11 protein-coding genes are annotated in these 14,159 nt (G+C 71.3%); 4 read left to right on the top strand and 7 right to left on the bottom strand.

What is annotated here, in order from left to right:
• Positions 1–13: 13 nt before the first annotated feature.
• Positions 14–868 (bottom strand): proteasome subunit beta, encoded by an 855-nt coding sequence (prcB, locus tag ABT114_RS03230; protein ID WP_351137958.1) that lies wholly within the window; start codon positions 866–868, stop codon positions 14–16.
• A gap of 135 nt (positions 869–1,003) precedes the next feature.
• Here prcB and ABT114_RS03225 point away from each other — a divergent pair, with 135 nt between their 5' ends.
• The gene (locus ABT114_RS03225; protein WP_351137956.1) at positions 1,004–1,672 is read left to right on the top strand and encodes a nucleoside/nucleotide kinase family protein; all 669 of its coding nucleotides are present in this window, start codon (positions 1,004–1,006) and stop codon (positions 1,670–1,672) included.
• 4 nt (positions 1,673–1,676) lie between these two features.
• The gene (locus ABT114_RS03220; protein ID WP_351137954.1) at positions 1,677–2,288 is read left to right on the top strand and encodes a hypothetical protein; all 612 of its coding nucleotides are present in this window, start codon (positions 1,677–1,679) and stop codon (positions 2,286–2,288) included.
• Positions 2,289–2,312: 24 nt separating this feature from the next.
• Here ABT114_RS03220 and ABT114_RS03215 read toward each other — a convergent pair whose 3' ends face one another.
• From ABT114_RS03215 to ABT114_RS03190, 6 genes are all read right to left on the bottom strand, one after another.
• Positions 2,313–4,142, bottom strand: a complete 1,830-nt coding sequence (locus ABT114_RS03215) for a hypothetical protein (RefSeq protein ID WP_351138210.1) — start codon at positions 4,140–4,142, stop codon at positions 2,313–2,315.
• 70 nt (positions 4,143–4,212) lie between these two features.
• A complete protein-coding gene (locus tag ABT114_RS03210) occupies positions 4,213–5,931 on the bottom strand; it encodes a hypothetical protein (RefSeq protein WP_351137952.1) in 1,719 nt (572 codons plus the stop codon).
• Between the two features lie 2 nt (positions 5,932–5,933).
• Positions 5,934–6,836, bottom strand: a complete 903-nt coding sequence (locus ABT114_RS03205) for a carbohydrate ABC transporter permease (RefSeq protein WP_351137950.1) — start codon at positions 6,834–6,836, stop codon at positions 5,934–5,936.
• Positions 6,833–7,753, bottom strand: coding sequence for a carbohydrate ABC transporter permease (locus ABT114_RS03200; protein ID WP_351137948.1), 921 nt, complete (start codon positions 7,751–7,753; stop codon positions 6,833–6,835). The genes ABT114_RS03205 and ABT114_RS03200 overlap by 4 nt, the downstream gene beginning before the upstream one ends.
• Before the next feature lie 121 nt (positions 7,754–7,874).
• Positions 7,875–9,194: an extracellular solute-binding protein gene (locus ABT114_RS03195; RefSeq protein ID WP_351137946.1), complete on the bottom strand. Its 1,320-nt coding sequence runs from the start codon at positions 9,192–9,194 to the stop codon at positions 7,875–7,877.
• A gap of 275 nt (positions 9,195–9,469) precedes the next feature.
• Positions 9,470–10,663 carry an ROK family transcriptional regulator gene (locus tag ABT114_RS03190; protein ID WP_351137944.1) on the bottom strand — a complete coding sequence of 398 codons (1,194 nt, stop codon included), beginning with the start codon at positions 10,661–10,663 and terminating at the stop codon, positions 9,470–9,472.
• 340 nt (positions 10,664–11,003) lie between these two features.
• Here ABT114_RS03190 and ABT114_RS03185 point away from each other — a divergent pair, with 340 nt between their 5' ends.
• Entirely contained in the window at positions 11,004–11,903 is a 900-nt protein-coding gene (locus ABT114_RS03185) for a BadF/BadG/BcrA/BcrD ATPase family protein (RefSeq protein ID WP_351137942.1), read from the top strand.
• A gap of 277 nt (positions 11,904–12,180) precedes the next feature.
• Positions 12,181–14,082 (top strand): phosphatase PAP2 family protein, encoded by a 1,902-nt coding sequence (locus tag ABT114_RS03180; RefSeq protein ID WP_351137940.1) that lies wholly within the window; start codon positions 12,181–12,183, stop codon positions 14,080–14,082.
• Positions 14,083–14,159 lie beyond the last annotated feature (77 nt).

Genomic DNA, 14,159 nt, shown 5'->3' with positions numbered 1-14,159 from the left:
ACCGGACAGAAACTCACGGCGCGGCGTTCGGCCCGTCCGGCCTGCTCCGGCGCTGTTCGACCATCTCGCGGCTGAGCTCCTCCGTCTCCGGCTCCGGCAGCCGCTCGAAGCCCTCCCCGGTGATCACCGAGACGATGGGGAAGATCCGCCGGTTGATGTCGGGGCCGCCGGTCGCGGAGTCGTCGTCCGCCGCGTCGTAGAGCGCCTGGAGCGCGGCCAGGGCGGCCTCACGCCGGGTCATGCCCGCGTGGAACAGCTTCTTGAGCGCGCCCCGGGCGTAGGGGGAGCCGGAGCCCTCGGCGTGGAAGTCCGACTTCTCGTACGCGCCGCCGGCGACGTCGAAGCCGAAGATGCGGCCCCGTCCGCCGTCGCGGGCACCGATGTCGTAGCCGGCGAGCAGCGGGACGACGGCGAGGCCCTGCATGGCCTGGCCGAGGTTCTGCCGGATCATCCCCGCCAGCCGGGTCGCCTTCGCGCCGAACGTCATGGGAATGCCCTCGATCTTCTCGAAGTGCTTCAGCTCGACCTGGTACAGCTTCACCATGTCCAGCGCGAGTCCGACGGTGCCGGCGAAGGCGACGGCGGTGTGGTCGTCGGCCGGGTGCACCTTTTCCAGGTCGCGCTGGGCGATCATGTTGCCCATCGTGGCCCTGCGGTCGCCGGCGATCATCACGCCGTCGCGGTAGGCGAGGGCCAGCACGGTGGTGCCGTGCGGGAACCGGTCCGGCGCGGCGCGGACGCCGTCGGGGAACGGGCGGCGGGTGGGCAGCAGTTCCGGCCGGTGCGCCGCCAGGAACTCACTGAACGACGAGCTCCCCGGGGTGAAGAAGTCCGCTCCTAAACGGCCGCCGCTGTCATTCGATGCCATGCCACTCCCCCTCGCCTCCGGACCTTCCGACACCCCACTACTACCTGACACGGCCCGGCGGGAAACTCCTGCCCTGTCGAGGTCGAAGAGGCGGGCCAGGATTTCTTCGGGTTCATCGGTGACACACTCTGCTGTGTGCCCCTGACTTTCGACGACCTGCTCATCCGCGCCCGCGCGCTGGCACAGAACGGCGGCCGCCGGGCGATTCTCGGTATCGCGGGGAGTCCGGGCGCGGGCAAGAGCACGCTTGCCGAGTGCCTGGTCCGGGAGTTGAACGGGGACGGTCCCGGCTGGGTCGCGCATGTCCCCATGGACGGTTTTCATCTCGCCGACGTCGAGTTGGAGCGGCTCGGCCGCCGGGACCGCAAGGGCGCGCCGGACACCTTCGACGCGGCGGGCTACGCGGCGCTGCTGCGGCGGCTGCGGGAGGAGCCGGACGGGGACGAGATCGTGTACGCCCCCGGGTTCGAGCGCGTCCTGGAGCAGCCGCTCGCGGGGGCGATCCCGGTACCGTCGACGGCCCGGCTGGTCGTGACGGAGGGGAACTACCTGCTGCTGGAGACAGGTGCGTGGGCGCGGGTGCGGCCGCAGTTGGACGCGGTGTGGTTCTGCGAAGTATACGAGCAGGAGCGGATCCGGCGGCTGATCGCCCGGCACGAGGAGTTCGGCAAGGAGCACGAGGAGGCCGTGGCGTGGGTGCTGGGGACGGACCAGCGCAACGCCGACCTGGTGACGGAGACCCGGGGGCGAGCGGACCTGGTGGTGCCCATGGCTGCGCTGCCGGCCGCGGGGGCGAGGGGCTGAACGCATGGGCTTGGACATCACCGTCCTCGCGGTCGACTGGGAACAGCTGGCCCGGACCCCGGTCGGCGGCAGGGAAGAAGTGCTGTGGGAAGCGGCTTGCCCCGACACCGACCGGGACGCGGAGCCCGAGGTCGGCTGGGTGTTCCCCGCGTCGCCCGAGGTGCCCTGGTGCGGCCGGTACGAGTTCCACAGCACCACCGGCTCCTACAAGCCGCACTTCTGGGCCGGGGAGGCCTGGGACGACGTACGTGGGTTCGCCGATCCCGCGCTGCGGGAAGCGCTGGACGGTTTTCTCCTGGACCTGAGCTGGGACGGGGAAGGCGTGGACGACATCCCGCTCTACCCGGAGGAGGGCTTCTTCCCCGGGGATGCCGAACCCTGGCGGCCGCGGCTGCTGGTCGCCTGTCCGCCGCCGACGGTGTCGGCGCTCGCCACGCGCTGGGCTCGGGCCGAGCCCCTGTTGGAGCGGTTGCGTGAGGCGTACGGAGTCCATGCCGCGTCCCCGGGGCGCTGGATCGCGGACTTCGACGAGTTCACGGTGCTGCTGCGCGAGTGGGCCGTGGTTGTGGGTGAGACCGAGCGGCGGGGATGGGGGCTCCTCGGCCTGCCCGTCTGAGGAAGCCGATCGCGAGCGCTTTTCTCACGCGCGCAACGTCAGCTCCGGTTCCCCGGACGCGTCGCCCGCCACCTCGCCGATCACCGCGGTGAAGGCTTCCGTCCGCACGGTCAGACCGTCCTCGTCGAGCTCGAAGGCGGGCGTGAACGGGCCCTGCGGGCCGTAGCGCACCGCGAACACGTGCAGCTCCTCCGGCGCGCCGGGGGCCGGGTCGGCCTCCAGGGCAGTGGAGGACACCAGGTGCCGCCAGCCCTCGTCGGGGTTGCCGTAGCCGCGTGGATCGGCGGCCAGGGCGAAGGCGGCCTGCTGCTGGGTGGTTTCCGTACGGGCGTCGAAGTGGTCGACGCCCTCGGACCGCGGGTGCGTGAGCCGCAGGGCACCCGCGCTCGTCACCTGCGCCTGCGCGGTCCTGCGTACCCGGTCCCCGTCGTCCGTGGCGTACGGCAGGCCGGCCAGCAGGTACGGCGTCCCGGCCAGCCGTTCCACGGCGACCGTCAGCCACAGGCTCGTGCCGTCCGTGACGTACAGGGACCGCACGTGCCGCAGGACGTGGTCGCGGCCCACGACCGGCTTGGTGACCAGCTTGGCCGTCAGGCCGTCCGCGCGGACGTCGCGGACGCGGACCTCGCCCATGGGGCGGCACATCAGGAAGCCGTCGAGTACCGGGCCGAAGCCGTGCTGTCGGTTCACGGCCGCGGCGAGGTAGTACGTGCCCGCGGCCTCGACCACGGCCGGGGTCATCCGGTCGTCGAAGGCCACCGAGACCGTGCCCGCGCGCAGGTGGTGCCGCGCCGTCGACGCGGACGGCGTCCGGTGCCAGCGCGTGCTGTCCTGGATCTGCCAGACCAGCATGAAGGCGAAGTGGCCGTCGATGCCGCCGTCGGCCTTCACCGCGTGGCGGCTCCAGCGGCTGTCGCCCCGGTAGCGGCCCAGGTCGGAGCCGACGCGCCGGCCGAAGTAGCGCAGGCCGAGGACCGACTCGAAGGCGGAGTGCTGTTCGCTGTAGCGGGGGCCGCCGTTGTCGAAGCCGCCGTTGGTCAGCCGCGCGTCGATGTAGCGGGCCAGCGCGTCGCCGTCCTCGGCGAACATCTCCGCGCCGCTGACCCGGTGCGCCTGGGCGAGGAAGGAGAGGGAGATCGGGCCGTAGTTGTTGTCGTACGCTCCGCCGTGCTCGGGGGGCAGCAGTGCGCCCCGGTCGCGTACGCGGTGGGCGCGGATCTCGTCCGCGTAGAGGGTGAGCGCGCGCGAGCGCACCGGCTCCCCCTGCTCGGGCGGGAGGTGGCGGGCCAGCATCAGGCCGCCCACGATGCAGCCGATGGCCTGGTTGCCCGCCTCCTGCGGATTGAAGAAGGTCGCCTCGGTGAGCCAGCGCCAGTAGCCGTGCGCCACCGCCAGCAGTTCCGCGCGCTGGGCGTCGTCGACGAGTCCGTCCGCCGTGTCCAGGACGTTCACCGCCTGGAGCAGCGCCCACACCGTGCTCGGCCAGTCCCCGATGGGGTGCGCGCCGGCCTCGAGGACGTAGCGGGCGTACGGCAGGCCCGTGCCCCGCGCCCTCAGGTTCGGGTAGCCGGGGTTGTCCTCCCGGTACACCCGCTCCCGGAGGTGGAAGGCGAGGCTGCGGCGGACCGCCTCCGGCAGGCGCGGGTCCTTGGAACGCTGCCAGGCGAGCGCCAGCAGCGAGGTGACGCCGAGCGAGGTGTCGCCGATGTCATCGCCGCAGTCGGGGTGTTCGAGGTTGCCTTCCGAGGTCAGGCGGGCCAGCGCCTGCTCGGTGATGTCGGCGAGGACGGCGTCGTAGGCCTGCGGGGTGTCGGGCAGGTCGTGCAGGGGGCCGCGCTGGTGGAGGAGGTGCACGGGAGGGGGTGTGAGGTGCACGGGGATCAACCCTTCATGCCTGGGGTGGCCATGGCGTGGTTCGTCGGGGTCACACGACAGGTGCGGGCCGGCGGGCGTGCAGTGCGACGGTCAGTGTGTGCGGGCCATGTCCACCGATGTAGACGCGGTTCCCGGTCGTCGCATCGGTGCCGCCCACCACGGTGTAGTCCTGACCCGGGTCGTACCGCAGTACGTCGCTCCGGTCCGGCCCGGCGAGCGGTCCGCCCGCCTCGACGTCGGCCTCGATCCGGATCTCGTCGTCCCCGACCCGGTAGGTCATCGGCCCGCCCGTCAGGCACCAGCGTCCGTCGCCGATCGGCACGGCGCCCTCTGGCACCCCGCCCGGCCTGAAGGTCAGTTCGAGGGCCCAGGGCACCGGTGGTCCGCTGATGTCGATCCGCAGGTCGGCACCGTCTTCCCGCAGGTCCACCTCGACGCGGGTCGTGTGGGAGACCTCGTCCTGAGGGCGGTCCGGGAAGGCCATCGAGGCCGAGAAGCGTCCGTCGTCCACCAGTCGGTAGACGCCGTCGTCCCGCCTCTCGTCCTTGGGGAGCGGCTGGTAGTAGGCGGCCGTGAGGGTCTGGGTGAGCCGGTAGCTGTTGTCGGCGGGCTGTTCCATGTCGGCGGCGCGGAAGGGGCCCAGGTCGAAGAACCCGCGCGAGAGGCGGACCGCGTCGAGGACGGCGGCGCCGGCGAACAGGCGCAGGAAGGTGGGGTTGCAGGCGAGGCCCGAGCGGATGCGCCGGTGCTCGGGCACGTCGGAACCGCCGTACAGCACCGTGTGCGCGGTGGCCGAGGCGCGTGCGGCGAGGCGTGCGGTGGTGAGGTACCGGTCGCGCGGGAGTGTCTCCGCGGCCGGGGCCGGCAGGACACGGCACAGGTCCGGGGTGAGGAGGGTCTCGGCGAGCAGGTCGGGGTCGTCGATGCCGCCGGCGGCCGCCAGCCGCGCCACCCGGGCGAAGTCGCCCCGGCCGGTGCGGATCGCGAGGAGCCGGTAGTGCGGCAGGTAGGGCGCCAGCGGGAACGGGTGGTTCTGGTCCTGTCGTCGCGAGTGGACGGTCTCCACCGTGCCGTCCGGCCTGATCAGGTCCAGGGTGGTGGCGAGGTTGCGTTCGACGGCGTACAGCAGGTCGGCGCGGCCGAGGACCTCGGCCAGCAGGAGCAGCGACGGGTTCGACACGTAGGCCGCGTAGTTGGCGCTGCGTTCCGAGTACAGGCCGTCCTCGTCGATGTCGACGCCCTCGGCGAGCCACTCCTCGACGCGGTCGAGCAGCCGGTCGTCCGGGAACGACCGGTGCAGCCGGGCCAGCGCCGCGGACAGCTCCCAGCGGTGGTTCGGGGTGTGCACCCCACCGGTGAGGAGACTGCCGGTGGCGGCGCCGGCGATCTCGGCGAGCGCCGCCGTGACGTCGCGCAGTTCCGGGCCCGCGCCTGCGGCGAGGACGTGCGCGTCGCACACGTCGTTGACGGTGAAGCCGGAGTCCGGCGGCGACTGCACGTTGTCGCCGCCGGCGAAGAGGCCGGTGCCGGTCTGTGTGGCCCGCAGGGCACGCAGGTGGGTCGTCGCGGCGGCGACGGCCTGTCCGCTGCCGTGCAGTTCCGAGTCCGGGGACCGGTATGCCGCGATCAGGGTCTTCACCCGCCGCGCCAGACCACGGTGCGGCACACCGGCGGGTTCCTCGTCGGGGCGGGCCGCCAGCGGGGCGGCCGGCCGGTCGGCGGCGCGGGCCGCCGCGCGGACGAACTCGTGGTCGAGCGGGGTGGGCACGGTCAGTCCTTCAGTCCGGCGTTGATGTCGGCGCCCATGACGTAGCGCTGGAAGACCAGGAAGACGAGGATCAGCGGGATCATGGAGATGACCGAGGCGCCGAGCAGTACCGACCAGTTGATGTTCTGCGCGCCGACGATGCTCTGGATGCCGATCTGCACGGTGAACTTGTTCGGGTCGTTGAGCATCAGCAGCGGCCAGATGTAGTCGTTCCAGCGCCACTGGAAGGACAGGATGGCGAGGGTCAGCATGATGGGCCGGGAGAGCGGCACCATGATCCGCGCGAAGATCGCCAGCTCACGCGCGCCGTCGATGCGTGCGGCTTCCACGAGTTCGTCGGGAACCGTCAGGAAGAACTGGCGGAACATGAAGCATCCGGTCGCGGTGAGCACGGCCGGGAGGATGATGCCGGCGAACGAGTTGTAGAGGCCGAGGTTGCGGACCACCAGGAACTCGGGGGCGAGCATGACCTCGGACGGCAGCATCGTGGTGGCCAGGATGCAGATGAAGAACGCCTTGAGCCATCTGTTGTCGTACTTGGCCAGCGCGTACCCGGTGCAGCAGCTGACGCCCACCGTGAGGATCGTCGTGATCACGCACACGATGGCCGTGTTGATGAAGTACTGGGAGAAGTTGGCGCTGTCCCACGCTGCCTTGAAACCCGACAGGGTGGGGTTGTGCGGAACCAGCGTCAGCGGATAGGAGAACAGGTCGCTGGACGGCTTGAGGGAGCTGAGGATGAACCACAGCACCGGAAACCCGTACAGGCAGGCCAGGATCCACAGCAGTGTCGTCGGGGCCACCGCCCGCCGGAGCCCGCCGCTGGCCGCCCCACGGGGCCGCTTCTTGGAGACGGCTCGTTTGGGATCGGCGTCGACCGGACGTGGCAAATCTGTGGTTGTCATCGGTTCTCCACCCGCCGGTTGACGATCAGCTGGATGATCGCGACGGCCATCAGGATGAGCATGAGCACGAACGACGCGGCGCTCGCGTAGCCGATCTGGCCCCGTTTGAAGCCGGTCTCGTAGATGTACTGGACGAGCAGGTTGTTCGACGTGCCGGGTCCGCCGTTGTTGAGGGCGACGAACACCGGGTATTCCTTCATCGCGTTGATCGTGTTGAGCAGGATGACGATGAAGGAGGTCGGCGCGATGCTCGGCAGCGTGATGCTGAGGAACTGGCGCCAGGGGCCGGCGCCGTCGAGCGAGGCCGCCTCGTAGTAGGACACCGGCACGTTCTTGATCGCCGCGATGAACAGCAGCATCGAGAATCCGGTCCACGCCCAGGAGGCCGCCATCACGACCACTATCAGCGAGAGGTCCGCGTTCGACTGCCACGGAACGGCGCTGCCGCCGAACTTCTCGATGACGTAGTTGACCAGTCCGAAGTTCTCACCGAACATCCACCGCCACAGGACACCCACGACGATGGGCGACAGAAGCCAGGGGATGAAGAAGATGACGCGCGCGACCGACCCGCCCTTGGCGTTCTTGCTCACCACCAGGTTGGCGGCGAGCAGCGAGACCACGAAGTTCAGCGGTACGAAGAGCACGGCGTACAGCAGCGTCCGGCTCAGCGCGTCGTAGAACGTGGAGTCCCCGAACAGGTTGTTGTAGTTGTCCAGTCCGATGAACTGGAACGCCCCCACTCCCGTGTAGTTCGTGAACGAGTAGACGAGCCCGATCACCGCCGGCCAGACGAAGAACAGTGCGAAGAGCACGACATTGGCCGCGATGAGGACGAGCGGCGCAAGCGTGTACTTGCTGCGTCTCCTGGACGGGCTCGGCGGGCTCGCGGACACGTCCGAGGCGCGTTTTGTCATCTTCCTGACTCCGTGCTGGTGGAATGGATTCCTGGGGCTCACGCCATGAGCCCGGCCTTGGCTGGGCGGCCGGGCCGGGCGGCGGTGTCGAGACCCCGCCGCCCGGCCCGTCGGCCTACGATCAGCCGCCGACCTGCTGGTTGTAGCCGGCGACGATGTTCTCCAGGGCCTTGTCGGCCGACTGCTGGCCGTTGATCGCCTTGCCGAGCTCCGTCTTGGTCGGGTCCTCTGTGAGGCTCTTGCCCTTCAGCACCCAGTTCGTCTGCGCGCCGTTGAAGTAGCCGGAGATCGGGGCGTAGAGCGGGATCGACTCGTTGTACAGCTTGAACGCCGCCTGCGCCGCCTCGGACTTGAAGGGGTACGTCGGGTTCAGACCGCTCTCGACCGGCAGGAACCCGGACGCCTCGCACAGCGCCTGGTAGTGGGCCGGCTCGTACAGCCAGGACAGGAACTTCTTCGCGGCGGCGGACGCGTCGGCGTTGTTGTTGAAGCCCACCGTCATGCCGCCGCTGTTGACGTCACTGGCCTGCACCGGCTGGGCCGGAGTCGGGACGCTCGCCCACTCGAACTTCTTGATGCTCTCCGCGAAGGCGGGAACCTGCCACACGCCGGACCAGTAGGCGACGACGTCACCGCTCTGGAACATGGCCGACGGGTCGGCGCCGCTGGTCCACACCGACTTCGGCATGGTCTTGTCGTCGTTCCATCCGACGAAGGTGTTCACGGCCTTCTTGGTCGCGTCGTCCACCGAGAACTTGCCGGAGTCGTCCGCGTGGACGTACTGCCCGCCCATCTCGTAGACCATGGCGCGGAGCCGGGACGGCGACTGGTCGAACGTCAGGGAGTACTTGGCCTTGGTCTTCTCGCGGACCTCGTCCGCCGCCTTGATGAAGTCGGTCCAGGTCCAGGTATTCTGAGGCGAGGTCGGGAAGGAGACGCCGGCCTTCTCGAAGAGCGACTTGTTGATGTACAGGCCGGACGCGGTGACGTCCGAGGGGATGGACAGCACCTTTCCGGACGAGTCCTTGGCGAGGAAGTTGGCGTTGATCTTGTTGGTCTTGTTGTTGGCGATGGAGCTGAGGTCGATCAGCTTGCTCGACCAGATCGGGTCCAGCGCCGGCACGGCCGCCACGTCGGGCAGGGAGTTCGCCTGCGCGGCGTTGTGCAGCTTCGTCGCGTAGCCGTCGTAGGGGATGTTGACGAGCTTGACGTTGACGCCGGTTTCCTTCTTGTACTGCGCCACCATCTTCTTCCAGCCCGCGTCCTGCCCCGGCACCGTGGAGATCCAGAACGTCAGCGACTTGGAGGTCCCGCCCGAGTCGGATCCCGACCCGCAGGCGGAGAGCAGCAGGGCACCTGCCGTGGCCACGGCAGCGAGGGGAACCAGGCGGCCTATGCCGCCGCCGAGTCGGCGGGAGCGCCGCACACCCACATTGGTCATCTTCGATCCCTTGTTTCGTCATAGGGGACGGAGCACGGCGCCGACCGAGGCGGCACGGGTGCGGTTTGCAGAAACTCGCTTTCCGAGGGCGCGGCCTCGCCCGGCCGCGTCATCCTGACGGGAGAGGGTCCCCGGCCGCTGTGGCCGTCGCCGCACAAGCACGCCCTGGTGCGGTTGCCGTACGTCGAGTACGGGCGGGAAGCTCACCCCAAGCCGGTGTCCCGACCGGCTTAGAAAGCGCTTGTCCGGACATTGGCAGACCGAGCCGGAGCCCGTCAATCCTTGGCTCCCGCGGCCTGGGTCACGGTTTGGATTCCCCCGGCCACCGCCAGGCGGGCCGCACCGGCCACGGTGCCGTTGCCGCCGACCTCGCTGCCGACCACCTCGGTGGGCCAGCTCAGGCGGGCGAGCTCGGCGCGGACGCCGGGCAGAAGCTGTGGGTTCGCGCCGATGCCGCCGCCCAGGACGATCAGGCCGGGGTCCAGGACCGCCGTGGTCGCGGCGGCCAGGCGGCCGACCTCGCGGGCGTGCGTGTCGACGTAGCGGCGGGCCGTGGCATGCCCGTCGCCGGCCAGGGCGAACAGTTCGGCGGCGTCCCGCGGCGCCGGGCCGTCCTCGTCGGTCCAGCCGGCGGCCACGCGGCGCATGAGAGAGCCGGCACCGGCGTACTCCTCCATGCCCTCCAGTACGGCGTCCTGCCCCTGCGCCCACGGGTAGGGCAACCGCGCGATCTCACCGGCCGCGCCGCCCGCACCGCGCAGCACCTGCCCGCCGACCACGATGCCGAGGCCTATGCCGTGGCCGACCTGGAGGTAGCCGAAGGTGTGCCGGCCACGGGCCGCGCCCTCGTGGAGCTCGGCGAGGGCGGCGCAGTTGACGTTGTTCTCGATGTGGACGGCGGCGCCCGGCGGAAGGTCGAGGGCGGCCACGGCGGCGGCGATCGCGGGTGTGGCGGGTAGGGCGATCGCGGGAGGGACAGGGGCGGCGGAACAGGGGCCCGTGCCGGCGACGTCGCGGACCACGTCCGGCACGGCGATGACGACAGCCCGTACCGAGCCCGGTTCCAGCCCGTCGAGGACGGCGCGGACGGTGTCGCGGGGGCGGGCGTCGGTGGGGGCGGTGATGTCGGTGGGCGAGCTGTCGCCGCCGTACGTGGTGCGGGCGGCGATGACCGTGCCGTCGAGGGCACAGGCGCGGACCGCCGTGTGGGTGGAGCCGAGGTCGACGGCCAGGACGCTGCCCGCGGCGGGGCCCAGGCGGTAGAGGGCGGCCGAGCGGCCTGTGGCGCCGTGTGCGGTGCCGGAGCGGGTGGCGAGCCTGGCGCGCTCCAGTTCGGCGACGGCCGCCGACACGGTCGGCTTGGACAGGCCCGCCAGGGCGGCCAGCTGCGGACGGGTCGCGTGGCCCGCCCCGGCCAGCACCGCGAACACCGCGCCCGCGCTCTCGCTCAGGCGCGGCCCTGCCACCATGTCGCGTTCCACAGCACCCCCATCAGATGGTCGGCAGCGCACTCCGACGGATTGTGTCCGCCAAGTTACGAATGATTGAATGTCCTGACAGCACGCGGTCACCACCGCGTGGAGCTCCTCGGGGCGCACGCCGCCCCTGGGCCGGGTGTTGGCCACCCCTTGACGCACCCTACTTCGTTAGTTAACTTCCTAACGAACTTCACGGTACTCGCCTGCCGTGGTCCGTCAGAGGCCCGTCCCGGGGCTTCCCGACTTCTTCGACTCCCTTTCATCCAGGCACGGTTCGCCCGCCGTCGCAGCGCAAGGCAGCACAGCGCATCGCAACGACGAAAGAGGATCCGTGCAGGACTCCACGCCCCTTGCGGTCGGCATCGACGTGGGCGGCACCAAGACGCACCTCCGCGCGCTCGTGGGGGACGACCTGGTCGCCGACCACGTCCGCACGAGCGGTGGCTGGCGGCCCCACGACCCCGGGGCGGCCGCCGGCTGGCTGGCCGAACTGGTCGGCGAGGCCCTCCCGGCAGGTGCGGTTCCGGCCGCCGTCGCCGTGGGGGGACACGCCTGCGAGACCCCGCGCCAGTGCGCCGGGATCCGTACCGCACTGACGGGCCTGCTCGGCGTACCCGCCCTGGTCGTGGGCGACGCGGAACTCCTCGTCCCCGCCGCCGGGTTGGACAAGGGCGTCGGCCTGGTCGCCGGCACCGGTTCCGTCGCGGTGGGCCGACTGCCCGACGGAAGCCCCGTTCAGGTCGGTGGCTGGGGTGCGGTGCTCGGTGACGAGGGCGGCGCGGCCGGCCTCGTCCGCGAGGCGGCGCGGGCCGCGTGGGCGGCGCACGACCGCGGTGAGCAGCCCGACGCGCTCGCGCTCGGGCTCGTCGCCGCGCTCGGCGTACCCGAAGTACCGGGGCTCGGCGCGGCCTTGGAGAGCGCCACGGACGTCTCCGCCGAGTGGGGCCGGCACGCTCCGGTCGTGTTCGCGGCCGCCGCCGGGGGTTCGGCACTGGCCCGCACGGTGATAGCCGAGGCCGGCCGGTCGCTGGCCGCGCTCGTCGCCCGGCTCGCCGACCGCGGGGTCTTCGTGGACGACGTGGTGGTCGCGGGCAGCACGGTGCTCTCCCAACCCTCGCTGTACGACGCCTTCACCGCCGCCCTCGCCGACGCCGTGCCCTCGGCCCGGCCGACACCGTTGCGGGTGCCGCCGGTCGACGGGGCGGTGGCGCTGGCCCGTTCGCTGCGGTGAGTCCCCCTCAGATGGCGCCCGTCCGGCGGTATTTCGTGTTCGTTCCTGTGCGACGCGGACGGCTCGTTCACCCGCAGGACGCGTCGCGGCCGCCGGGCCACCTCCGACGGGACACGCCCCGGCCGTAGATCTTCGCTCGTACGCATCACCCGACTCATCTGTCACCGGCCGGAGCACGCATCGGTCACCGCACAGAACTCCCCACGAGTCACCTCGATCGCACGATCGCACGACCTCCCCAGGCCGCCCGGCCGAAGAACTCAAGAGAGGCACACGCATGCCGACATCCGCCGTGAACCGCAGACAGTTCCTCAGGACCTCCCTGGGCGGGTCGGCGGCGCTGCTGGCCGCCCCCACCTTCACCACCTGGCTGGCCGCCGCCGACGCGAAGGCCGCCACGGCCCCGGCGGCGTTCGTCGACGACTACAAGACGAACGTCCTGACCAACCTCACCCCCGAGACCAACGCGGTGGTGCGGATCCTCGGCGGCATGTCCGAGGTGTGGAAGACCGGCTCCGCCTGGAACACCGGCACCCCGCTCCAGCCCGAGGTGCTGCGCGCCAACATGCGCTACTGCGCCCGGATCACCGGCGCCCGCACCGAGGCCCAGGCGAAGGAGGCCTTCCTCTACGACCGGCAGCACCAGAGCTACGCGATGATCGGCGGCCTGGGCCCGCTGGCCGAGCTGTACCGGTCGGGTGCCAAGGCGGTCACCTCGATCACCAGCGCGCCGGACTCCACCCCCGCGACCACGATCAGCGACGCCGTACCGGCCGACGCGCCCGCCGGTTCCGCGCTGGGTGCGGGCTCGTACACCTCGGACCTCGGCCAGGTGGCCAAGCTGGTCGACACCGTGCGCGGCCCGTACGCCTCGGGCAACCCCGGCAAGTACGCCTTCCAGTACCCGCGTCCGTGGCGCATGAACGAGGACAGCGAGGTCGTCGACACCGGGAAGACCGACGCGCTCGGCTACCCGGTCTACGACTCGAAGGTGGTCGTCGCCCCGCAGCTGCTGCGGCAGCGCAGCACCGCCCCGGTCGACGACGGCGGCTTCCCCAGCGGCCACACCAACGCCTTCCACCTGGCGGGCCTGGCCTACGCGTACGCGGTGCCCGAGCGCTTCCAGGAGCTCGTGGCGCGGGCGTTCGAGCTCAGCCACACCCGGATCATGGCCGGGATGCACTCCACCGTCGACGTCCTGAGCGGCCGCATCATGGCCACCGCGCTGGCCGCCGCCACGCTGGCCGACCCGGCGAACGCGGACCTCAAGGCCGCGGCGCGCGCCCAGGCCCTCGCGTACTTCCAGCAGAAGACGGGCACGACGGCGGACACGCTGTACGCCTACGCCCACGCGGCCGGAACGGACACCGACCCGTACGCCGACCGGGACGCCAACGCCCGGGCGCTGGAGCCCAGGCTGACGTACGTGCTCACCCGGCACGGGCGGGACGTGCCGCTGACCGTACCCAAGGGCGCGGAGGTGCTGCTGGAGACGCGGCTGCCGTACCTGGACGCGGCGCAGCGGCGCGAGGTGCTGCGCACGACCGCGCTGCCCTCCGGGTACGTCCTCCTCGACGGCTTCGAGCAGTGGGGGCGGCTCAACCTGTTCGCGGCGGCCGACGGTTACGGCTCCTTCGACTCCGACGTGACCGTCACGCTGGACGCGGCGGCCGGCGGCTTCCTCGCGGCCGACAGCTGGCGCAACGACATCGACGGGCGCGGCGGGCTCGTCAAGCGCGGCACCGGAACGCTGACGCTGACCGGCGCGAACCAGTACACGGGCGGCACCGTGGTGGCGGACGGCACGTTGGTCGCCGGTTCGGCGAAGGCACTGGGGCACGGGGAGGTCCGGGTCCTGGACGGGACGCTGCGGGCGAGCGGGCCGGTGCGGGTGCGCGGGGCGTACGTCCAGGAGTCCGGCGCGGTGCTGGATCTGACGCTGCGCAAGAACCACGGGCCCGTCCTCACGGTGGCCGGGCGCGTGCTCCTCGGCCGGGGCAGCGTACTGTCGCTGCGCCTGGACGCCGAGCGTCCGCCGGTCGCGGGCACCACCGTTCCCGTGATCGGTGCCCAGGTGCTGCGCGGCCAGTTCGACCGCGTGGAGCTGAACTCCGACACGCTGCGGGCCGTACCTGTCTACACGACGGAAGGTCTGTCGGTACGTCTCCTGAAGCGGTGACGCCCGCAGTGGCGGGAGCTGGTGCAGAGTAGGCCCATGAGGCGGCTCCGGATCACTCCCGCCACCGCGCGGCCGGC

This window comes from Streptomyces sp. NPDC002088 (assembly GCF_040296605.1).
Taxonomy (GTDB): domain Bacteria; phylum Actinomycetota; class Actinomycetes; order Streptomycetales; family Streptomycetaceae; genus Streptomyces.
The sequence above is the reverse complement of the archived record's forward strand: the minus strand, read 5'-3'. Positions and strand labels throughout refer to the sequence as shown.